Origin of the sequence: Uniformispora flossi (genome assembly GCF_049534875.1) — a bacterium.
Taxonomy (GTDB): domain Bacteria; phylum Actinomycetota; class Actinomycetes; order Streptomycetales; family Streptomycetaceae; genus Yinghuangia; species Yinghuangia aomiensis.
In genome coordinates this window covers 210,674-231,427 of record NZ_JBMULZ010000004.1, presented here as the reverse complement: position 1 = coordinate 231,427, position 20,754 = coordinate 210,674, and the positions used below count along the sequence as shown (strand labels likewise).

General features: G+C 74.7%; 15 protein-coding genes. 11 read left to right on the top strand and 4 right to left on the bottom strand.

Features of this window, described 5'->3' with window-relative positions:
- Nucleotides 1-188: 188 nt before the first annotated feature.
- Nucleotides 189-368, top strand: a complete 180-nt coding sequence (locus ACPA54_RS10905; protein WP_423528458.1) for a hypothetical protein — start codon at nucleotides 189-191, stop codon at nucleotides 366-368.
- Nucleotides 369-398: 30 nt separating this feature from the next.
- Here ACPA54_RS10905 and ACPA54_RS10900 read toward each other — a convergent pair whose 3' ends face one another.
- Nucleotides 399-965: an anthrone oxygenase family protein gene (locus ACPA54_RS10900; protein WP_423528457.1), complete on the bottom strand. Its 567-nt coding sequence runs from the start codon at nucleotides 963-965 to the stop codon at nucleotides 399-401.
- A 153-nt stretch (nucleotides 966-1,118) separates the two neighbouring features.
- On the opposite strand from ACPA54_RS10900, the gene ACPA54_RS10895 reads away from it, so the two are divergent.
- The 3 genes from ACPA54_RS10895 to pip all read left to right on the top strand — a co-directional run bounded on the left by ACPA54_RS10895 (nucleotide 1,119) and on the right by pip (nucleotide 4,122).
- The gene (locus ACPA54_RS10895) at nucleotides 1,119-2,069 is read left to right on the top strand and encodes an AraC family transcriptional regulator (protein ID WP_423528456.1); all 951 of its coding nucleotides are present in this window, start codon (nucleotides 1,119-1,121) and stop codon (nucleotides 2,067-2,069) included.
- 140 nt (nucleotides 2,070-2,209) lie between these two features.
- Entirely contained in the window at nucleotides 2,210-3,070 is an 861-nt protein-coding gene (locus tag ACPA54_RS10890) for an arylamine N-acetyltransferase family protein (protein ID WP_423528455.1), read from the top strand.
- A 98-nt stretch (nucleotides 3,071-3,168) separates the two neighbouring features.
- Nucleotides 3,169-4,122: a prolyl aminopeptidase gene (gene pip / locus ACPA54_RS10885; RefSeq protein ID WP_423528976.1), complete on the top strand. Its 954-nt coding sequence runs from the start codon at nucleotides 3,169-3,171 to the stop codon at nucleotides 4,120-4,122.
- A gap of 50 nt (nucleotides 4,123-4,172) precedes the next feature.
- On the opposite strand, the gene ACPA54_RS10880 is transcribed toward pip, so the two are convergent.
- Nucleotides 4,173-5,438, bottom strand: a complete 1,266-nt coding sequence (locus tag ACPA54_RS10880; protein WP_423528454.1) for a carotenoid oxygenase family protein — start codon at nucleotides 5,436-5,438, stop codon at nucleotides 4,173-4,175.
- Between the two features lie 58 nt (nucleotides 5,439-5,496).
- On the bottom strand, nucleotides 5,497-6,054 hold the full coding sequence (locus tag ACPA54_RS10875) for a hypothetical protein (RefSeq protein ID WP_423528453.1): 558 nt from the start codon (nucleotides 6,052-6,054) through the stop codon (nucleotides 5,497-5,499).
- Nucleotides 6,055-6,191: 137 nt separating this feature from the next.
- Between ACPA54_RS10875 and ACPA54_RS10870 the strand changes: the two genes are divergently transcribed.
- Nucleotides 6,192-6,806, top strand: a complete 615-nt coding sequence (locus ACPA54_RS10870; protein WP_423528452.1) for a PadR family transcriptional regulator — start codon at nucleotides 6,192-6,194, stop codon at nucleotides 6,804-6,806.
- Nucleotides 6,807-6,840: 34 nt separating this feature from the next.
- Nucleotides 6,841-7,203: a S24/S26 family peptidase gene (locus ACPA54_RS10865; RefSeq protein WP_423528451.1), complete on the top strand. Its 363-nt coding sequence runs from the start codon at nucleotides 6,841-6,843 to the stop codon at nucleotides 7,201-7,203.
- Between the two features lie 217 nt (nucleotides 7,204-7,420).
- On the opposite strand, the gene ACPA54_RS10860 is transcribed toward ACPA54_RS10865, so the two are convergent.
- Entirely contained in the window at nucleotides 7,421-7,684 is a 264-nt protein-coding gene (locus ACPA54_RS10860; RefSeq protein ID WP_423528450.1) for a hypothetical protein, read from the bottom strand.
- 413 nt (nucleotides 7,685-8,097) lie between these two features.
- Here ACPA54_RS10860 and ACPA54_RS10855 point away from each other — a divergent pair, with 413 nt between their 5' ends.
- From ACPA54_RS10855 to ACPA54_RS10835, 5 genes are read left to right on the top strand one after another with little or no spacing between them, the layout of a single operon-like run.
- Nucleotides 8,098-8,946, top strand: coding sequence for a DUF4132 domain-containing protein (locus tag ACPA54_RS10855; protein WP_423528449.1), 849 nt, complete (start codon nucleotides 8,098-8,100; stop codon nucleotides 8,944-8,946).
- Nucleotides 8,943-13,862 (top strand): hypothetical protein, encoded by a 4,920-nt coding sequence (locus tag ACPA54_RS10850; RefSeq protein ID WP_423528448.1) that lies wholly within the window; start codon nucleotides 8,943-8,945, stop codon nucleotides 13,860-13,862. The genes ACPA54_RS10855 and ACPA54_RS10850 overlap by 4 nt, the downstream gene beginning before the upstream one ends.
- Nucleotides 13,859-15,010 carry an ATP-binding protein gene (locus tag ACPA54_RS10845; RefSeq protein WP_345673576.1) on the top strand — a complete coding sequence of 384 codons (1,152 nt, stop codon included), beginning with the start codon at nucleotides 13,859-13,861 and terminating at the stop codon, nucleotides 15,008-15,010. The genes ACPA54_RS10850 and ACPA54_RS10845 overlap by 4 nt, the downstream gene beginning before the upstream one ends.
- Before the next feature lie 40 nt (nucleotides 15,011-15,050).
- On the top strand, nucleotides 15,051-18,701 hold the full coding sequence (locus ACPA54_RS10840) for a DUF5682 family protein (protein WP_423528447.1): 3,651 nt from the start codon (nucleotides 15,051-15,053) through the stop codon (nucleotides 18,699-18,701).
- Nucleotides 18,698-20,686 (top strand): hypothetical protein, encoded by a 1,989-nt coding sequence (locus ACPA54_RS10835; protein WP_423528446.1) that lies wholly within the window; start codon nucleotides 18,698-18,700, stop codon nucleotides 20,684-20,686. Before ACPA54_RS10840 ends, ACPA54_RS10835 begins: the two co-directional genes overlap by 4 nt.
- Nucleotides 20,687-20,754: the final 68 nt, after the last annotated feature.

The window sequence follows — 20,754 nt, the reverse complement described above, 5'->3', positions numbered from 1 at the left end:
CCGCCCCCTCTCTCCCCCACCCCCCCCCCCCCCACCCGCCAACCGCTGTGGGGCGGCGCGGCATCTCCCCCCCCCCCCGCCACACATGCGTCGGGCTCCTGGGCCGGAGTCACCCGAAAGCCGCCCCCGCCGCACCCCCACGGGCGACAAACCGTTGCGTTGCCCTGGGTCGGGTCGTTGGCCGGGGCGTGCAGCATATTGACGTCGATCTCGTCGGTCCGGCCCAGGCCGTGGCCCACATCGTCGCCCGCCTTCGCGAAACGGACGTCCTGGTGTCCGCCCGCGAACTCGTCCCCAACTCCGAGAATCCGGAATACGGATGGCGCAGCATCACCGTCGCCGTCCCCAAACACGCCGCCCGCGACTAGCCCGGCAGCGAACGGGCGTCCGCGGCCGGTTCACGACCCGGCCGCGGCGCGCCCGCGCAGCCGCATCGCGTACACCAGGCAGCCGGCCGCCGCCGTCGAGGCCACCGTGCGGACGATGTTCCAGGCCACCCACGGGTCCTCGAAGTCCCGCCGCACCGCCCCCGGGTCGGCGAGCGCCGCGGCGTCGCCCGCGTCCTTGAGGGTGTTGTTGAGCGGGATGTTGAAGCCCATCGTGGTGAGCAACCCGGCCGTGTACAGCGCGAGTCCGGCGATCGTCCAGCGCAGGGCCGCACCGCCGCCCGCCTTCCGCTGCCGGAACACGGCGATCAGCGGCAGCACGAACGCGCCGAAGAAGCCCGCGAAGAACACCGGGTTCTCGATCTTCACGTTGATCGCCTGCATCGCCGCGACGAACGTCCGGTCGTCGGTGGCCGCGAGGCCCGGCATGACCGCGCACGTGAACGCGAAGTAGGTGCCCGCGACCAGCCCGGTCGCCACGGTGCCGGCGAGCAGCACCCGGTCTCGCGAGCCGCGCGCCGCGGGGGAGGCGGCGGGCGCGGGGGCGGCGGCGTGCGGGCCGGCGGGGTGCGTGTTCATCGGATCTCCTCGTCGTCCGGCGCCGACCCGTGCGGCGGCGAGCCGGGGTGGGCCGGGGGCTTGCTGGTTGATGCGTCCAGTCAAGCCCGCGCGAATGAGACTTTCCATCGGCCAGACACCCATTTCCATGTTCATTCGTCTACGCTGGCCGTCATGGATGCACTCGCGGGACTCCTCGACGGCCCACGGGCCCAAGGCGCCTTCCTGCTCCGTTCCGTCCTCGACCCGCCGTGGTCGGTCCGGGTCGAGGACGAGGCGCCGCTCACCCTGGTCGCCATGGTCCGCGGCACCGCGTGGTTCCTCCCGGACGGCCCGGACGGCGGCGAGCCCGTCGCGCTCGGCCCCGGCGACATCGCGATCGCGCGGGGCCCCGACCCGTACACCGTCGCCGACACCCCGGAGACCGCCGTGCAGGTGGTCATCAAGCCCGGCCAGGTGTGCCTGAGCCCGGACGGCACCAAGGAGTTCGCGCTGGCCGAATTCGGCGTCCGCAGCTGGGGCAACGCCGCCGAGGGCGCGACCTGCATGGTGACCGGCACATACCAGCTGGAAGGCGAGATCAGCCGCCGCCTGCTCGACGCGCTGCCGCCCCTGGTGGTGATCCGCGACGACGAACGCGTCAGCCCGCTCCTGCCGATCTTCGCCCGGGAAGTGGTCAAGGACGAGCCCGGCCAGGAAGCCGTCCTCGACCGGCTCCTCGACGTCATCCTCATCTCCGCACTGCGCGCCTGGTTCGCCCGGCCCGACGCCGAAGTCCCCGCGTGGTACCGGGCGAACAGCGACCCGGTCGTCGGCCGCGCGCTGCGCGCCCTGCACGGCGACCCGGCCTATCCGTGGACGGTCGCGAACCTCGCCCGCGCCGCCGGCGTGTCGCGGGCCGCGCTCGCCCGCCGGTTCACCGAACTCCTCGGCGAACCGCCCATGACCTACCTGACCACCTGGCGCCTCACCCTCGCCGCCGACCTGCTGCGCGAGCCCTCGGCGACCATCGGCGCGGTCGCCGAGCAAGTCGGCTACGGCAGCCCGTTCGCCCTCAGCACCGCCTTCAAACGGGTGCGCGGCGTCAGCCCCAAGGAGTTCCGCGCCCTGGCCGTCCGCGCCTGACCGCCCCGCCGCCCGGCGCTCCCGTGGCCGGGGCGGTACGAGCCGACGCCGCCCCCTGTGCATACCGCCACGAAATATCCCCCGAATATGCCCCTGAATATGGCGGCAATGCGTCGGTCCTGTCGCCTAAAGTCCGGAACATGACGACGATTGACGTGCGCGGCTACCTCGCCCGCCTGGGACTCGACGGCATATCGGATGTGCCCGGGCCGCCCTCCGGCGAGCTGCTGTTCACGCTGCACCGCGCCCACCTGGAACGCATCGCGTACGAGGGCCTGCACGCCCAGCTCGGCGAGCCGGCCCCCATCGACCCCGCCGCATCGGTCGCCCGCATCGTCGCGGGCCGCGGCGGATACTGCTTCCACCTCAACGGTGCCTTCGCCGAGCTGCTCAAAGCCCTCGGCTTCCCGGTGACCCGGCACCGCGCCGGCGTCCAGCCCCGCTTCGAGGACCCGCCGGGGGTGCTCGGCAACCACATGGCCCTGACCGTGCGCTGCGAGAGCCGCGAATGGCTCGTCGACGTCGGCCTCGGCGACGGGTTCCACGAGCCGCTGCCGCTGCGCACCGGCGTCTACGAGCAAGGCCCCTTCTCCTACGCCCTCGCCCCCTCCGACGTCGTCCCCGGCGGCTGGCGCTTCACCCACGACCGCCGGGGCTCGTTCCCGCGGATGGACTTCGCCCCCGAACCCGTCGACGTGGCGGAGTTCGAGGAGAAGCACCAGTGGCTGTCCACCTCGCCCGAATCGAGCTACCTCCGCACCTGCGCGGTCCTGCGCCGCGACGCGAAGGGCACCGACAACCTCACCGGCTGCGTGCTCAAGCGACAGGACGCGGCCGGCACCACGACCACCACCGTCACCACCGAAGCCGACTGGTACGCCGTCCTCGCCGACGTGTTCGGGCTGGACCCGGGCAGCCTCGGCCCCGAGGCGCGCCGCCGCCTGTGGGACAAGGTGGCCGCGCAGCACCGCGCATGGGAAGACACCCACGCGAGCACCTGAGCCACCGCCGGTCTCCCGGCTAGGGTCGGGCCACGAAAGCGGGCAAAGACACCACCGAGACACTACCGAGACACTACCGAGGAGGCCGAGTGGGGACGTTGCGGGACCTGTACCCGGAGATCGAGCCGGACGAGCACGGCATGCTCGACGTCGGCGACGGCCAGCGGATCTACTGGGAACTGTGCGGGAACCCCGAGGGCAAGCCCGCGGTGTTCCTGCACGGCGGGCCGGGCGGCGGCAGCACGCCGACCCACCGGCGGCTGTTCGACCCGGAGAAGTACCGCGTCCTGCTGTTCGACCAGCGCGGCTGCGGCCGCAGCACCCCGCACGTCAGCGGCCAGGACGTCGACCTCGCCGCGAACACCACGTGGCACCTCGTCGCCGACCTGGAACGCCTGCGCGAACTCGCCGGCTTCGAGCAGTGGCTGGTCTTCGGCGGCTCGTGGGGCAGCACCCTCGCGCTCGCCTACGCGCAGACCCACCCCGAACGCGTCAGCGAACTGATCCTGCGCGGCATCTTCACCCTGCGCGCCTCCGAACTGCACTGGTTCTACCAGGAGGGTGCGTCCCAGCTGTTCCCCGACCTGTGGGAGTCGTTCGTCGCGCCGATCCCGACGGGGGAGCGCGGCGACCTGATGACGGCCTACCACCGCCGCCTCAACTCGCCCGACCCCGAGGTCCGCGCCGAGGCCGCCGTGGCATGGAGCGTGTGGGAAGGCTCCACGATCTCGCTGCTGCCGCGCGCGGACGTGATCGCCAAATCCGGCGAACGCGACTACGCGCTCGCGTTCGCCCGCATCGAGAACCACTACTTCGTCAACAAGGGCTTCATGGCGGAAGGCCAGTTGATCGCCGACGCGCCCAAGCTGCGCGGCATCCCCGGGGTCATCGTGCAGGGCCGCTACGACGCCTGCACCCCCGCGCGCACCGCGTGGGACCTGCACCGGGCCTGGCCCGAAGCGGAGTTCGTCATGGTCGGCGACGCCGGGCACGCCTTCGACGAACCCGGCATCCTCGACGCGCTGATCCGCGCCACCGACACGTTCGCCTGACCCGCGCGGGGCCGCCGACTGCCGCCCCCGCGCGACCGCGGGGGCGGCGGTCACGCCGGATCCGCGAACCAGTCCCCGTGGAAGCCGAACGGCACACGCACCGGCAAATGCACCGCGGCGACCTGCTCGAGTGTCCCGGCGTCGTGCACCACGAGGTCGCTGGTCCCGTTGGCGGCGTCGTAGACGTAGCCCATCAGCAGGCCGGGGCCGCCCGCGTCGGCGGTCGACGGGACGAACGCCATCTCGTCCGGGCGCCGGCCGGGGCCGTAGGCGTGCACGGCCGCGTCGCCGGTCTCCAGGTCGTAGCGGATCAACGTGTCCTTGCCGACCGCGTGCCCGAACCGTGCCCCGCGGCCCGCGAGCCGGTCGTCGATACGCGGGAACTCGGCTTCCCGATCGTCGAGTTGCTCGCTGCGGACGGTGCCCGCGGCCACGTCGACCGTCCACCGCCACGCGACCGCGGTGTTCGTGGCGCCGGTCTGGTCGGACAGGTCCGCGAAGCGCATCGCGGTGAGCACCACGGTGTCCCCGGCGTCGTGCGCGGCGAAGGTGTGGAAGACGTAGCAGGGGTCGATCTCGAACCACCGCACGGGCGTGTCCGGGGCGTCGCGCCGCAGCACGCCGATGCGGGCGCCGCAGGACGGATCCCACCGGTAGGGCATCGTGCCCTGGTCCACCAGCGCCATGTCGAAGACGACCGGCAGGTCGAAGAACAGCACATGCCGCTCGGTCAGCTGGAAGTCGTGCATCATCGTCGACCGCGGCACCTCGATCTCCCGGCTGTGGACCAGGTTCCCGGCGGCGTCCGCGCGGTGGTAGGTGAGGAACGGCGGCAGCGGCGAGTAGCCGAAGAAGTGCAGTTCGCCGGTGACCGGGTCGGCTTTCGGGTGCGCGGTCATGGGCGTGCCCAGGCGGCCGGCGAAGTCGTAGGGGCCGATGGTGCCGAGGTCGGGCGTGATCTCGTACGGGAACGACGACTCCACCAGCGCGAGCATCCGGCCGGCGTGCCGCACGACGTGCGTGTTCGCCGCCGCGGAGCGCAGGTTGCGGGTGCCGTCGGGGCGGTGGATGCCCGACCGGTCGGTGTCGACCCAGCGGTTGCGGTACCAGGTCGCGCGGCCTTCCTCGAAGCGCACGCCGTGCAGCATGCCGTCGCCGAGGAACCAGTGGCCGGACGTGCCGGACCGCGGGTTCGGACCGTTGCGGATGTACGTCCCCGTGAGGTCCCGGGGCAGGGCTCCGGTCACCGCGAGCGCGGTCTCGGTGGTCTCGTGCAGCACGGGGGCGTAGTTGCCGGTCAGGTGGTGGGCGGTCACGGGAGCCTCCGGGAGTCCGTCATGTGAGTCGAATCAGTTTGGAAGCAAAGGGAGTTGGTCAGGCAACCGGGTTTCCGGAACGGGCCTTGGCGCGGGCGTGGGCCGGGTACCGGGCGGTGAACACCGCGGGGATCGCGAAACCTGCCACCTGCACCGCGACGGCGACGCCGGTCGGGGCGCCGGCCTCGCGCAGTCCGGCGAGCGCGGCCGCCGTCACCGTGAACGACGACGCCCACACCGCGGTGATGACGACGTTGACGCGCCGGAAGAGCGGGTGCTCCCACAGCTCGCTCGGCACCGTCCGCTTGGCGATGACCAGCGTGAACGGCCGGCGGATGGCCAGCGACGCCCACGCGGTCAGGGCCAGCCAGCCCAGCGACAGCGCCGCCGTCCACGGGTGGACCGGCGAGTCCGGGTCGGCGAACGCGACCGCGGTCAGGGCCGCGAAGTACACCGCGGTGCTCACCGTCAGCAGGTCGGCCGGGCTGCCGGTGCGGCGCCCCTGCAGCACCTGCGAGCCCGCGGACACCAGGGCCGCCGCCGCGCCCCACCGCCAGTCGGCCGTCGACACCGCGACGAACACCAGCCAGGGGATGAAGCTGCGCAGGTAGCTCATGGTCCGGTCCCTCCTCGTGCGCCGGAACCCCGGCGGCGCGGCGGCCGCGGCTTCCTGCCCCGACCTGTCACTGCTGACACGTCAAACAATGACGTTCCACAAGTGACATGTCAAGAAGGACATGTATTGTTCGAGGTATGAGTCTTCGCCACGCCCTCCTCGGGCTCCTCGACGCCCGGCCCGCCAGCGGCTACGACCTGCTGAAGACCTTCGAGACGTCGATGGCCAACGTCTGGCCCGCGACGCAGAGCCAGGTCTACGGCGAACTCGGCCGCCTCACCGACGCCGGCCTTCTGGAGGTCTCCGCGGAAGGCGCGCGCGGGCGGAAGGAGTACACGATCACCGACCCGGGCCGCGCCGAACTGCGCACGTGGCTCCTCGCCCCCGAGCCGCCCCGCCCGGTGCGCAGCGAGATGCTCCTGCGGGTGTTCTTCCTCGACCGCATCGCCGCGGATCAGGCACGCGCGTACCTGACCGCCCAGGGCGCGGCGGCGGAGGCGCGCGGCGCGGGCCTGGCCGCGCTGGAGGAGTCCGTCCCGTGGGACGACGGGCCGCTGTCGACGTACGGACGCATCGCCCTCGAATACGGCAAGCGCCAAGCCGCGATGCAGGCCTCGTGGGCGGCTTGGGCGGCCGCGCAGATCCCGGCGGACGCGTCCGCGTGGGACGGCGCGACGGGCGGCGTACCCGCGGGAGGGGACGGGGGAGGGGACGAGAACGGGACCGCGGATCGGGCCGCGGAAAACCAGTAGCCCTCCGGGTAATTCGTGCGGCATCGTGCGGAGCATGGGCTTGCTGCATTCCATGGCCTCACGCGTCGCCGAAGGCGACACCGTGCAGTTCCGTCCCAGCGGCGCGTCGATGGCGCCGCTGATCCGCAATCGGCAACTCGTCTCCGTGGCCCCGGTCGACGCCGCCAAGCTCGATGTCGGCGACATCGTGCTGGCCCGAGTTGCCGGGACCGTCTACCTCCACCAGGTGTCCGCCGTCGACCGCGAACGCGGCCGGGTCCGCATCAGCAACAACCGCGGCAGGGTGAACGGCTGGACGGCCTTCGCCCGGGTCTACGGGATCTGTGTCGCCGTCGACGGCGAAGACCGTCCGAGTGCCCGCGCCAAGGTGCGTGCGGCAGGCGTCTGGGACGGCTGACGCCGGCAGAACCATGAGGATTCCGGGCCGCCGGCCCGGAATCCGCTGCCGTGCGCGGGGGCGGGGTCGGCGGTGCGGGGCGGTGAACCAACAGGCAAATGGGTTGCCCGGTAGTCCGTAAGGGCGAATTTCGGCAGTCGACCCCGACGTCAACGCGCGGTCGACGCGGAGTCAAAACCGGGTCAAAGCAGCTCGATCGGCGGAGCGGGGCCGCGGGTCAGGACGGCTCGCGGACGAAGACCAGCTCCATCCCGGGCGGTTCGTCCGTCGGCTGCTTCGCGACCAGCGTGTAGCCCTTGCTGATAGCCAATCGGACCAGCATCTCCACCCGCACCGGGCCGCCCAGCTCGGGCACCACGACGCGCGGCGAACCGTCGAACAGCTCCTCGTCGCGCCGCCATTTGCCGCGCAGGCGCCCGCCGGTGAGCACGAGCAAGCCCACCACGATCGCCACCGCGATCGACGCGCCCAGGATCAGCATCGTGTGCCCCCAGCCCCCAACGCCTGCCACCGCCGTCCGGCCGCGGCGGGGCGGGCCGCCCGCCGCAGTGCCGCGTCCAGAGTGACGCGGCGCGGGGGCCGCGTCCACTTGCCACACGGTGCGGCTCGCACGGTTCGTCCCGGGTTCGCCGGGAGTCAACCGTGATGTGGCCTCCCGACCGCCCGCCGCTGTCGGCCGATCGCGCTAACGTTCCGGCCATCCTGACCGCGGCAGCCGCCGCTCCGGTGCCACCATCACTTGCCCCGGCGGCCCTCGGCCGCGGGCCGCGGTCAGGTCTCCGCAGGGCGCGCTCCGGCTCGGGCCGGGCGCGTCCGGCGTACCCGCGGCGGGTGCCGCGGACTCCGATCTGCCCCCCGCGTCGGCGGGCGGCTTCCGGCGGGAGGGACTTGTTCATGGGCTGGGTCCGGGCGGGCGACTACGAGGTCGCCCTCGAGGACGGCACGGTCGTGTGCCGCAATTCCGCGGGCAAGCGGCTGAAAAGCGTCCCCGCCAAACTGGCCGACGATCCGGCCGTGTCCGGGCTGCGCCAGTTCGTCGAATGGCTTGACCGGCACGAACGCGCCTGCGTCGCGGACGTCGAACGCTGGATGGTGCGGTCCCTCGCCGTCCCCGCCGACGTCGTCGTCCGTGTGTGGCCGGACACCGCCTGGCAGGCCGTGCTGCGCGACCTCGTCGTGACGACCGGCGACGGCACCACCGGATTCCTCCGCGACGCCGACCCGGAGCGCGGCATCGGCATGGTCGACCTGGACGGCGACACCGTCCGCGTCGCCGCCGACGAAGTCCGCATCCCGCACCCGGTGCTCCTCGAGGACCTCGACGACCTGCGCGAGTTCGCCGCCGAACTCGGCGTCGACCAGAAGATCGGGCAGCTGTACCGCGAGGTCTGGCACAAGCCGGAGAACCCCGCCGACGCCCGCAGCGTCGACGAGTACGCGGGCGGCAAGTTCGACCAGCTCCGCTTCCTGCTCGGCCGCGCCACGTCGCTCGGCTACCAGGTGCGCGGCGGCGACGCCGTGCTGCCCGTGCTGGAGGACGGCCGCACCACCGAGGCGCATGTGTGGCTCGGCGACTTCGACCCGTACGAGAGCACCGAAACCGGCCAGCTCACCTGGACCGGCCCCGGCGGCCGGGGCCTCCGCCTCGCCGAGGTCCCGCCCGTGGCGTGGTCCGAAGGCATGCGCATGGCCGCCGCGCTGTACGCCGGCCGCTCGACCGAGACCCAGGAGGACGCGGCGTGACCGCCCAGCAGCCCCACCCCGACACCGCCGCCGACACCGCCGCCGAGCTTCTCGACGCGGGCGCGATCCTCCCGTCGGGCAGCGTCTCCGGCGACGACGTCGACACGCTGACCGCCCGCACCTACGTCCACCCCGCGCTCGACGACCGCCGCATAGTCCGGCTCGTGCCCGGCACCCTCGGCGACGCGGAAGACCTCGCACTCGACTTCCTCGGCCTGGTGCGCGACGGCGACGCCCCCGAGGTCGGCCACGTGCGCCGCGAAACCCTCGGCTTCCCCGCGTGGGCGCTCGTCAACGACCCGGCCAACGGCCACCACGCCCTCGCCCTGGTCCGCGACATCGAACGCCTCGACCGGCAGGCCCGCAGCAAGCCCGGCTTCGCCAAGGACGGGTTCGCCGCGCTCGGCGAACGCCTCGGCCGCGCCGTCCCGCACTTCCTGCCGACGTTCTACGAGCAGGCCGCGCGCATCTTCCTCGCGCACGACAACACGACCTACGCCGCCACGTTCTTCGGCAAGGCCCGCGACGCCGAACGCGTCCACAATCTGGTGGTCGAGGAGGAACGTCTCCGCGCGGTCTTCCTGGAGTTCGCGTTCGCCGGCGCGCTCACCGCGAAGGCGCTCAAGGAGTACGCCCGCGACCTGTCCCGCCGCCTCGGCCCCGACGAAGCCTGGACGCAGTTCCGCCGCCTGTGCGTGGAACGCGGCGCCGCGGGCATGGCGCCGTACGCCGGCCTCGCCGAGGACGCCCGCGCCATGATCAAGGCGACCGGCCGGGACCAGGCCGTCGAAGAACGCGCGCTCATCGCCGAACTGCTGCCCGGCTCGGCGATCGTCCGCGCCCCCGTGTCGTTCTGGAAGACGTTCGCCAAGTCCCTCGCCGCGGCCGCCGCCGAACAGCCCGAACTCCGCATCCGGCTGCTGGAGATCATGCCGAACCCCGGCTCCGGCAAGGCCGAGGACGTCGACGACCTGTGGCTGGGCATCCTCGCCGCCGCCGGCGCCGAGGAACTCCTCACCACCCCGGGCGCCCTGGAGCCCGGCAAGGCGGCGGGCTGGCTCAGCCGCTGGGCCGGGCACATCCGGCGCGGCTACCGCGACCGCGGCCGGCACGCCGAAACCCTCGCGCTCGCCACCCGCATGGCGCCCGCCCTGCGCGCCGGCGGCGGCACCGTCGGCCTGTTCGGCGCCACGTGGCGCAAGAACGCCGACCCGGACCTGCTCGACCTCCTCCTCGCCGAGGGCGTCGCGGTCGAAACGCCGCCAGACGGCGCCTCGCTGGAACTGGCCGACTGGTTCAAGGACTCCGGCGACGGCCGCCGCGACCTCGCCGCCGCCGCGGCCGACCCGCGCATCGCCCCGCTGCTGCGTGCCGCCGTCGGGAGGCTCGGCAACGCCGACAGTGGCCGGCACCTCCCGGCCACCGCCGCCCACCCGGTGCTGCGCGGCAGCCTGCACGCCTGGCTCGAGGACCGCACCACCGAACTCGAGCAGCAGGCGGGCCTGCCCGACGCGCTCGCGCTCCTGAGCGTGCTGCGCCCGTTCGCCCGGGTCTGCGCCGACGTCCACCCGGACGCCGCCGCCCGCGTCGCCGCGTTCGACCCCGCCCCGATCCTCGCCCGCACCCTCCGCGCCGGCATCCTCGACGAACTCGGCTGGCCCGCGCTCGACGAGGCGATGAAGCTGCTCGGCGCCGAAGGCCGCGGCATCGCCCCGGGCTACCCGGACGACAGCAAGCTCGTCGTCAACACCGACGAAGCCTGGCCCGCGCTGATCCTGTCCACCCCGACCAAGGCCGTCGTGGTCGGCCCGGACGGCATCCTCCTCGACCACGACCTGCGCATCCCCGGCAAGCCCGACGACCGCGGCCGCACCCGGTTCTTCCACATCGACGGCGACCTCCTCGTCGTGTGGCGCGAGGACGACACCCCGCAGGCCTACTGGGCGTCGCGTCCGGCGGACGTCTTCGAGCCGACCGGCGAAGTCCCCAACCGCTGGGGCTACGACCCGGGCTACAAGTCCCTGCCGCACCCGGACGGCGGCCGCGTCACCGGCGACCGCACCTTCCACGCCGGCGACACCGCGCTGCCGCACCGCCGGGCGGTCGCGGGTGACGGCACCGGCTACTGGGTGTGGAACACCGACACCTACCCGTCCGCCTGGTACGAGTACGACCCGGCCACCGGCAACCGCGGCCGCGCCTCGCTGCCCGGCCCGTGGGCCGCCGCGGTCGCCGACGGCGGCAGCCTGGTCGTCGACGAGTGCACGCTGCGCCCGATGCAGCCCGGCCTGGAAAACACCCCCTTCGGCACCGACGGCCGCCTCCTCGGCTCGTGGGTCCGGATCGACGACCACGGCGTCGCGACCGCGGGCACCACCGACGGGCACACCGCGGCCCTGCCCGCCGTCGACCTGCTGTGGAACGGACGCCCGCGCTGGAGCCCCGTCGGCGGCGTCAAAGTCCCCGGCGCCCGCCCGACGGTCGCCGTCCACGACGAGCACGTCCGCCTCTACGACGGCGACCTCCACCTCGGCGACGTGAAGCTCCGGAACCGCGGCGGCGACCACGCGGCCGGCACCCGCCTCGTCCCCGACCTCGCGTACTGGCACGCGCTGCGGCCTCGCGACGAAGCCGCCTCGCAGGCGCTCCGCGCCACCGGCACCGAGCAGGCCCGCGCGCTGATCGACGGCGCCCAGGCCGAGTACGACGCCGCGAAGGCCGCCGCCGAACCGGACACGGCCGTCACCGAGCCGCTGCCGCTCGCCACCGTCGCGGCCGCGCTGCCCGGCGTCGCCCACCCGCGCATCGCCGACGGCGTCGGCGGGATCACCCTGGTCGCGGCCCGCCTCCAGCGCGGCCTGACCGCGTTCGGCAACCCGCCCGCGGCCTCCGCCCAGGACCCCGACGAGTACCAGCCCCAGCACGGCGAGGACGAGACGATCTCCGCCGCCGCCGAAGGATTCGCCGGACGCTCCTACTGGTACTCGGGCGGTACCAGCTTCGGCATCCTCAACCAGATCCGCACGATTGCCGCGCTGCTCGCCACGAGCCCCGACCCGAACGCCGCCGCCGGCTGGTCCACCACACGGATCCGCCTGGCCCCGCTGAAGACCGACTGGACCCCACTGGTCGGCAACCTCGAACCGCTGCTCTTCCGGGCGGCCTCGCCGTACCCGGCCGCGAACCATCGCGCGGCGATCCTCCTGCTCGCCGACGAACTGTCCGCCGAGGCCCTGCACCGGCCCGGACAGCTGCGCCGGGTCCGCCTCGCCGCCGAACAGGCCCCCGGCACGCGGGTCGGCGACGTGCTGCGCAACGGCGACCGCATCGTCGTGATCATCGCGCAGGACGGCTGGGGCCACGACCGGCAGCAGGTCTGGCGCGCCGTCGACTACGACCCGAGCGGCGCGTTCGCCGCGGTCGACGGGTTCACCGTCCACGACGAACACCGCTTCGACTACCCGGACGACCGCGCCCGGGTCACGGAACTGCTCCGGCTCGTCCGGGAGTCCGGCCCGACCGCGTGGAACCCGGCACACGTCGAAGCACTGTGCGCCGACACCGACCTGCGTCCCACGGAAGCCGCGTACCTGCTCGCCGGCCTCCCGCGCTTCGGCTCGGGGTCGGACTTCGAGGCGAACGGCCTGGCCGCGGTCGGTCTCAAGCCCACCGCGGCCGGCACCGCACGCCGACGCCTCGGCAACCTCGGGAGCCAGGAGGTCCGCGGGCTGCTGCGCACCGCGATTCCCCGGGACCCAGCGGCGCTGTGGACCGACGGCCCGGACACGGCCGCCGTGGTCGCCGCGTGGCGCGCCGTGTTCGGCGCGGTCGTCCGCGTCCCCGAGGAGGTCGCCGACGCGGCCGACAAGGCGCACATCGGCGCCGATGTCCTCGAAGCCGTCTTCAACCCGTCCGACGTGCCGTACCTGACCCGCACGACCACGCAGAAGCTCGACGAGCAGAACCAGCTCGTCCCCGCCGACGCCGCGGCCGTGCCGAACCTCGACCGGCTGTCCGACCTGGTCTTCGCCGCCCGCTGGCTGGCCTACCGGCTGCCGTACGGCGACCCGGTCCGCACGCACCTGCCGCGGATCACCGCGATGATCCGCGAACGGCTCCGCGACCCGAACCTGCTCGTCCACGCGGACGTGAACTGGTCCCCGGCCGGCGAATACACCTCGCCCGCGCTCCGCGAAGCGGCCGGCCTGCCCCGCGAAGGCGCCTGGGAGCCCGACGGGCTCCTCCGGATCGGCGACGCGATCGTGCTCGCCCCCTGGGGACAGGGCGAAGGCGACCACATCTGGGTCCGCCCGGCCGCGTTCACCGGCGCCGACGACCTGGAGCTGCTGCGCCTCGTCGGCCTCGGCGGCGAGTACCACGGGCACGGCCTCCGCTCCCTGCAGGAGATCCTCGGCGCCGACTTCGACCGCGTGTTCGGCACCGGGATCGGCGGCGAGGTCCACTACGCCCAGGACCCGTCCCGGTCGGTCCCCGACCTGGTCGCCGAGGTCGCCAAGACCCACGAGATCGGCGACGACGCCGCCACGCTCTACCTCCAGCTGCTGGCGCTGCCCGACCCGACCGACCGCAACGCGGCCCGCTGGACCGGCTGGAAGCCCGCCCGGCTCAAGAAGGCCCGCGCCGAACTCGCCGCGACCGACGTGGTCGTCACCGCCAAGCGCGCCCGCGCCGGCCGCTCGATGTTCCTGCCCGGCGGCTGGCACGAGTACAAGCGCGCCCTGCCGCTGGAGGTCTGGAAGGACGGCCTCTACCCGGTCGCCGACGCCGTGCGCGGAATCCTTCCGGAAGACCCCGTCGACGAGCTGTTCGTCCGCGCGTGGCAGCGTGTCGCCGAGGGCGACGCGCCCGGATTCGAGCAGCTGGAGACCCGTACCCGGAGGGGACGCCGCCGATGACCACCGACACCACCGAACCCGTGACCGCCGGACGGCAGATCCAGCCGCCGGAGGACGCCTACGCCGCCGAACTGGAGTTCCTGGCCGCGTACGACACCGGCCCGCGCCCGCCCGCGTGGCGGCTCACCCCGCGCGCCGTGGTCACCTTCGTCATGGGCTCCGACGGCGCGCTCAAGCTCCCCGACGGGTCCGCGTCGATGACGATCGCCCGCAAGTTCGTCGGCGAACGCTCCCTCGTGGAACGCTGCGTCGTGACCCTCGCCGGCGAGCGCGGCCTCCTCTTGGTCGGCGAACCCGGCACCGCCAAGTCGATGCTGTCCGAACTGCTGGCCGCGGCCGTCTGCGGCACCAGCGGACTCACCGTGCAAGGCACCGCGGGCACCACCGAGGACCAGCTCAAGTACGGCTGGAACTACGCCTTGCTGCTCGCCCAGGGCCCCAGCCGCGAGGCGCTCGTCCCGTCGCCCGTCCTCACCGCCATGTCCCGCGGCGCCGTCGCCCGCGTCGAAGAGGTGACCCGTTGCCTGCCCGAGGTGCAGGACGCGCTGGTCTCGCTGCTCTCCGAACGCCGGGTCGCGGTCCCCGAACTGGCCGGTACCGGCGACGCCCAGGTGCACGCCGCACCCGGGTTCACGCTGATCGCCACCGCGAACCTGCGCGACCGCGGCGTCTCGGAGATGTCCGCGGCGCTCAAGCGGCGGTTCAACTTCGAGACCATCGGCCCGATCGCCGACCTCGACGAGGAGACCGCCCTGGTCCGTCGCCAGGCCCGCGGCTCGGTGGAACGCGCCGGGGCGGGATTCGCGGTCGACGACGCGGTCCTCGAAGCCCTCGTCACCGCGTTCCGCGACCTGCGCACCGGCCGCAGCGCGGAAGGCTGGGAGATCGAACGCCCGTCCACGGTCATGAGCACCGCCGAGGCCGTCGCCGTCGCGTCCGCCCTCGGCGTCGCGTCGGCGTACTTCCCGGGCGACCGCGACGTGCTCGGGCTGCTGCCCGGCCATCTGCTGGGCGTCGTCCGCAAGGACGACCCCGCGGACGCCGCCCGGCTGCTCGGCTACTGGGACGCGGCGGTCCGCCGCCGCGCCGAACAGGGCTCGGCGACCTGGCGCACGCTGTGGGACCTGCGCCACGTCCTGGAGGGCTGACCGGGTGTCGGACACGCACCAGGGCACCGGGGAGGCCGCCGTGCGGCCTCCCCGGGCCTTCCCCGCCGCGGACCCGCGCGAGGCCGCGGAACACCTCGCCGCCGCCGACCGGCCGTTCCTGATCGGCGTACGCCACCACTCGCCGTCGCTCGCCGCCGCGATACCCGCGCTCCTGGGCGCCGCCCGCCCCGGCGTCCTCCTCGTCGAACTCCCGGCCGACCTCGCCGAATGGCTGCCGTGGCTCGCCCACGAGGACACCCGCGCCCCGGTGGCGCTCGCCGGGTCCGGGCCGCACGGGCTGGGCTTCTACCCGTTCGCCGACTTCTCGCCGGAACTCGCGGCCATCCGCTGGGCGTTCCGCTCCGGCGTGCCGGTCGTCGCCGCCGACCTCCCGCTCGGCCACCGCGGCTGGACGGCCGAACCCGACACCGCCCCGGCCCCCCTCGCCGACGCCGACGCCGACACTGCCGCCCACCGCACCGGGCCCGGTCTGCACGACCTGCTCACCCGGCGCCTCACCGGCCGCCCCGGCGACGACCTGTGGGACCGCCTCGTCGAAGCCGCCGCCCCCGGCGGAACCCCCGAAGCCCTCCGCCGCGCCGCACTCATGGTCGGCTGGGCCCTGCGCCACGACGCCGCGGCCGGCGACGGCGTCCCGGCCGTCGACCTGCGCCGGGAAGCCTGGATGCGCCGCGCCCTGCGCGACGCCACCGCCGACGGCACCCGCGCCGCCGCGGTCGTCGGCTCCTTCCACGCCGCCGCCCTCCTCGCCGACGGCGACCCCACGGACGCCGAACTCCCGGACACCGCGCCCGAACCCGTCGTCACCTCGCTGGTGCCCTACACCTACGCGCTCCTCGACGAACGCTCCGGCTACCCGGCCGGCATCCGCGACCCCGAATGGCAGCACGACGTCTTCACCGCCGCGGGCGACACCGCGGCCCTCGACGACGCGATCGCCCGCACCGCCACCCGGATCAGCGCCGAACTGCGCCGCCTGGGCCACCCGTCGGGGCCCGCCGACGCCCGCGAAGTGGTCCGCGTCGCGGGCGACCTCGCCCGGCTGCGCGGCCTCCCGGTGGCCGGCCGCGGCGAGTTCTCCGAAGCCGTGCAGACCGTCCTCACGCACGGCGAACCGCTCGGCCGCGGCCGGGCCGTGGCCCGCGCCCTCGAACGCGTACTGGTCGGCAGCCGGGCCGGCCGCCGCGCTCCCGGAACGCCCCGCAGCGGCCTCGGCCCCGCCGTCGAGGCCGACCTGGCCGACCTGGGCCTCCCCGGCCCGCACGACCCCGGCGCGGGAGAGCGCGAACTGCGCCTCGACCCGCAGCGCGGGGGACTGGACGCCCGGCGCGAGCTGCTGCTGCGCCGCCTCGCGGTGTGCGGGGTGCCGTACGCCGAGGAAACCGACGTGACCGGCACCGGCGGCGCCGACGCGCTCACCACGCGCTGGCGGATCCGCTGGACGCCGTCGACCGCCGCGATGCTCGACGTCGCGGGCATCCGCGGCGTGACCCTGGAACAGGCCTGCGAAGGCGTGCTGCGCGACCGCCACCGGCGTGAACACGAAGCCGACGGGCCGACTGCCGCCCAGGTTCTCGCCGGGCTCGAAGCCGCCGCCGCGTGCGGGCTGCCGGACTTGGCCGCGGAACGCGCGGCCGAGGTCGGCACCGTCCTTCCGGAGTGCGGAACGCTGCCCGAACTGCTGTCCGGCATGGCCCTGTTGGACCGCCTGAGCGCGGGCCACATGCCCGGCCTCGCGGACGTGCCGCCCGGCACCGCCGCCGCGGCTGCCGAACTCGCCGCCGCGGCCGTGCGCCAGATCGACGGCCTCACCGGCTCCGACGACCCCGCCGACGCCCGCGCGCTGGTCGAACTCGCGCGCCGCGCCGACACGTTCGGCGGCATGCGGCTCGCCGACGCGCTGCACCGACTGGCCCGCGAGGGCACCCCGCTGATGGCCGCGGCAGCCGGCGCGGTCCGGGTCCTGCTCGGCCACGACACCGCCGCCGCGTTCGGCGTACGCGCCGCGTCGTGGCTCGACGACGCCGGTACCGCACCGCGCCGGGCGGAACTCGCCCGGCGCCTCACCGGCGTCCTCACCGCCGCGAGCCCGCTACTGGCCGCGGGCGGCGGCGCCCTCGAACCGCTGCTCGACCGCGTCGGCAGCCTGTCCGACGAGGCGTTCCTGTCCCGGCTGCCCGCGCTGCGCGGCGGCTTCGACACGCTGTCCCCGGCGGCCCGCGGACGTGTGCTGGCCGTCGTCGAGGAACTCCTCGGCACGGACGTCGACGCCGAAACGGACATCGCCCCCGAGTCGCTCGCGGCGTGGACGACCGCCGACACCGCGGCCCGCCGCGTGCTGGCGGCCCGCGGCCTGTGGCCGACCGAGCCCGGCACGGCACCCGACCCGGGGACCGAACCACGACCTTCCGAAGCCGCTCATCCGACCATCAACGCCGCCTGTGGACAACCGACTTCCCCCACCACGAAGGCTCCGGTAGGCCGGGCCCTCGGGGGCGCTCCGCACTCTTCCGACCATCCCACCGGCACTACCGCCGACCACCCTGCCGACCACCCCGCCGACCACCTCGACCCCGCCACCCGCTGGCGCCTGGTCCTCGCCCGCCGCACCGACCGGCTCGGCGGCCGCGCCGCCCGCCTCAACACCGCCCTGGACGAGCTGTACGGCTCGGGCCGCGGCGAAGGCTCCCGCCGCGGACTCGGCGGCGACGGAACCGGCGCCGGCCGCGAAGCCTCCTACCCGTCGGCCCGCGACTGGTCCGAGGACCTCGCCGGCCTGTTCGGCCCCGCCGTCCGCGAGGAAGTCCTCGCCGCCGCGGTCGCCGCGGGCCGCCGCGACGCGGTGACCGAACTCGACCCGGCCGCCGCCACCCCGTCCGTCGACCTGCTCAAAACCGTCCTCGACCTGGCCACCGGCCTCCCGGAATCCCGGGTCGCCGCGCTGCGCCCGCTCGTCGACCGCATCGTCGCCGAACTCACCCGCGAACTCGCCACCCGGCTCCGCCCGGCACTGTCCGGCATCACCGTGCCGCGCCCCAGCCGCCGCCCCGGCGGCGGCCTCGACCTGCCCCGCACCATCCGCGCCAACCTGGGCACCGCCCGGACCGGCGCCGACGGCACGGTCACCGTCGTCCCCGAGCGCCCGGTCTTCCGCACCAAGGCCCGCCGCAGCGCCGACTGGCGCCTGATCCTCGTCGTCGACGTCTCCGGCTCGATGGAGGCCTCGACGATCTGGTCGGCGCTCACCGCCTCGATCCTCGCCGGCGTCCCCGCGCTCACCACGCACTTCGTGGCGTTCTCCACCGAGGTCATGGACTTCACCGACCGGGTCCACGACCCGCTCGGCCTGCTCCTCGGCGTGCAGGTCGGCGGCGGCACGCACATCGCCGGAGGCCTGCGCTACGCCCGCAAGCTGGTCACCGTGCCGTCGCGCACGCTCGTCGCCGTGGTCAGCGACTTCGAGGAGGGCGGGCCGATCGGCGGCCTGCTCGGCGAGGTCCGCGGCTTGGTCGGCGCGGGCTGCCACGTCCTCGGCTGCGCGAGCCTCGACGACCGCGGCAAGCCGCGCTACTCGACGTCCGTGGCCGCGCAGCTGGTCGCCGCGGGCATGCCCGTCGCGGCCCTCAGCCCGACCGAACTGGCCCGCTGGGTAGGGGAGAAAGTCCGTTGACCGAGCCGACCGCAGCAACCGCCGCCGACGTCTTCACGGCCGTCTCGGTGCGCCCCGACGTCGCCGCGGCCATCGTCGAGGCGCTGTCCCCGCGCCTGCGCAAGCGCCTCGACGCGGCCGTCGCCAAACTCCGCGACCGCCCCGCCACCCGCGACGGCGACACCTGGCGCATCGCCGTCGACGACGAGGCCGCGCTGACCCTCGACGCCCCCGGCGGTGTCGTGACCCGCGACGAACAGGTCGTGTGCGCCTGCCTGCTGGCCCCGGCCTGCAGCCACCGCGCGGCCGTGGTGTCGGGCCTCGGCGTCGCCCTGGAGGAGCCTGCCGAAGCCGACGCACCCGCCGAGTCCGCGGACACTCACGACCGGCCGCCCGCCGACGACCGACCGGAGGCGGTCCAGGCCGCCACAACCGACCCCAAGGAGGCCGCCGCAACCGACCCCAAGGAGGCCGCCGCCCGCGCCTCCGCCGCCCAGGCCCTGCGCGACGCGGCGGCGGCCGTCCTCGACGCCGGCACCGCCGGCTCCGGGGCCGTCGTCCAAGCCGGACTGCTCCGCGCCGCGCACACCGCCAAGCTGGCCGGGCTGCACCGCGCCGCCGCGGCGGCCGTCGCGGTCACCGCGGGCCTGCGCGCCGCCCGCGCCGACGACCCGGCCTTCCGCCTCGCCGAACTCACCGACCAGCTCGTGGAACTCCTCGACGTCGCCCACCGGGTGTCGGCGGGCGAGACCGGCGGCGAGATCACCGGGACTGCGCGCCAGGCCTACGCGCACGCCGGCTCGCTCCGCCTGCACGGCCTGTTCACCGAGCCGATCCGCACGGACACCGGTCATGCGGGGGTCGTCACCTATACCGTCGGCGCCGACGGGGTCCTCCGGACCATCGCCGACGTCATGCCCGGCGGCCCGGAGCGCATCGCGGGCGCCGCCGCCCGCGCCATCCGCATGGGCGACGCCGCCGTCGACCACCACGCGCTCACCCGCGCCGGGCTCCTCGTCTCCGGGGCCACCGAATCGCCCACCGGGCGCCTCGGTGCCGGCGCGGCCGTCAAGGCCGTCCGCTCGTCCGGCGTCTCCTGGCACGCCGAACCCCTGTCCTCTTTGTGGGACACCGCGCCGGCCGACCAGGCGGCCCGCGCGGCCGCCGCCGCGGAGCTGCCGCAGAACATCCGGCGGGCCGGGGCCGAGCTGATGTTCCTGGACGCCGAGATCCTCGGCGCCGCTCCCGGCGACGACGGCGCCGACCGGGTCCTCGCCCGCTGCGGTTCGCTGCTCGTCTCCCTGCTGGTCGCGGACGACCATCCGAAGCTGGCCTACCGCGACAACCTGCGCCTGCTCGCGTCCCGCCCCGGACTACGGCTCCGCCTCGTCGGCCGACTCGAACCGGGACCCGCTCCGGCGGTACGCGTCCTGGCCGTCGCCCCGGATCCGGACCAGCCGACCGGTCTGATCCTCGTGGACGCCCTGCAGGGCCGCGTCAACCTCGGCCTCGACCGCCTCCGACACGCCGACCTCGGCGGATCGTCCGCGGCCGCCCCGGAGCACGCCGCCGCGGCGGATGGCTCCGGCGTACGCCCCGCAACGCCACCTTTCGCCACCCTCACTGCGGCAGGCGCCGACGACGCCTCGCCCGCATATGTGATTCGCCGTCAGGTGGAGCGCGCCGTCACGGGAGGCCGCCAGGCGCTCGCGCTCGCCGCCGCGCCCCGCACCGGCCCGGGCCTCGCCCCCGGCCCCTCCGCGTTCGCCCGCGACACCTCCCGCCTGCGGCGTTGCGGGATGGCCGCCGGCGCGGCCGTCCTCGACCGGCTGGCCGCCGCGGCAGCCGACCGCGGCCGCGACGTGTTCGGGCGGCTGCTGCCCGCCGACATCGGGCGGCTCGCCGACGCCTGGCTTGCCGCTTCTCTCTACGAACGCGCCGTCGGGAGCGTGCTCACCGCGTCCGCCTGGGGCGCGCCAGAGGGCGCGAAAGCTGCTGCCGAATGACCCTCGGACATGCGGCAGCTAACCGATTTCCTGTGGGGGGCTCAGGCCGTGTATGGTTTCACCTGCTC

Excerpts from the sequence above, each read along its gene's own strand:
- ACPA54_RS10855 (WP_423528449.1), top strand. The coding sequence starts at position 8,098 with ATGGGCTGGGTCCGGGCGGGCGACTACGAGGTCGCCCTCGAGGACGGC.
- ACPA54_RS10895 (WP_423528456.1), top strand. The coding sequence starts at position 1,119 with ATGGATGCACTCGCGGGACTCCTCGACGGCCCACGGGCCCAAGGCGCC.
- ACPA54_RS10890 (WP_423528455.1), top strand. The coding sequence starts at position 2,210 with ATGACGACGATTGACGTGCGCGGCTACCTCGCCCGCCTGGGACTCGAC.
- ACPA54_RS10875 (WP_423528453.1), bottom strand. The coding sequence starts at position 6,054 with ATGAGCTACCTGCGCAGCTTCATCCCCTGGCTGGTGTTCGTCGCGGTG.
- ACPA54_RS10900 (WP_423528457.1), bottom strand. The coding sequence starts at position 965 with ATGAACACGCACCCCGCCGGCCCGCACGCCGCCGCCCCCGCGCCCGCC.
- ACPA54_RS10870 (WP_423528452.1), top strand. The coding sequence starts at position 6,192 with ATGAGTCTTCGCCACGCCCTCCTCGGGCTCCTCGACGCCCGGCCCGCC.
- ACPA54_RS10845 (WP_345673576.1), top strand. The coding sequence starts at position 13,859 with ATGACCACCGACACCACCGAACCCGTGACCGCCGGACGGCAGATCCAG.
- ACPA54_RS10865 (WP_423528451.1), top strand. The coding sequence starts at position 6,841 with ATGGGCTTGCTGCATTCCATGGCCTCACGCGTCGCCGAAGGCGACACC.
- ACPA54_RS10860 (WP_423528450.1), bottom strand. The coding sequence starts at position 7,684 with ATGCTGATCCTGGGCGCGTCGATCGCGGTGGCGATCGTGGTGGGCTTG.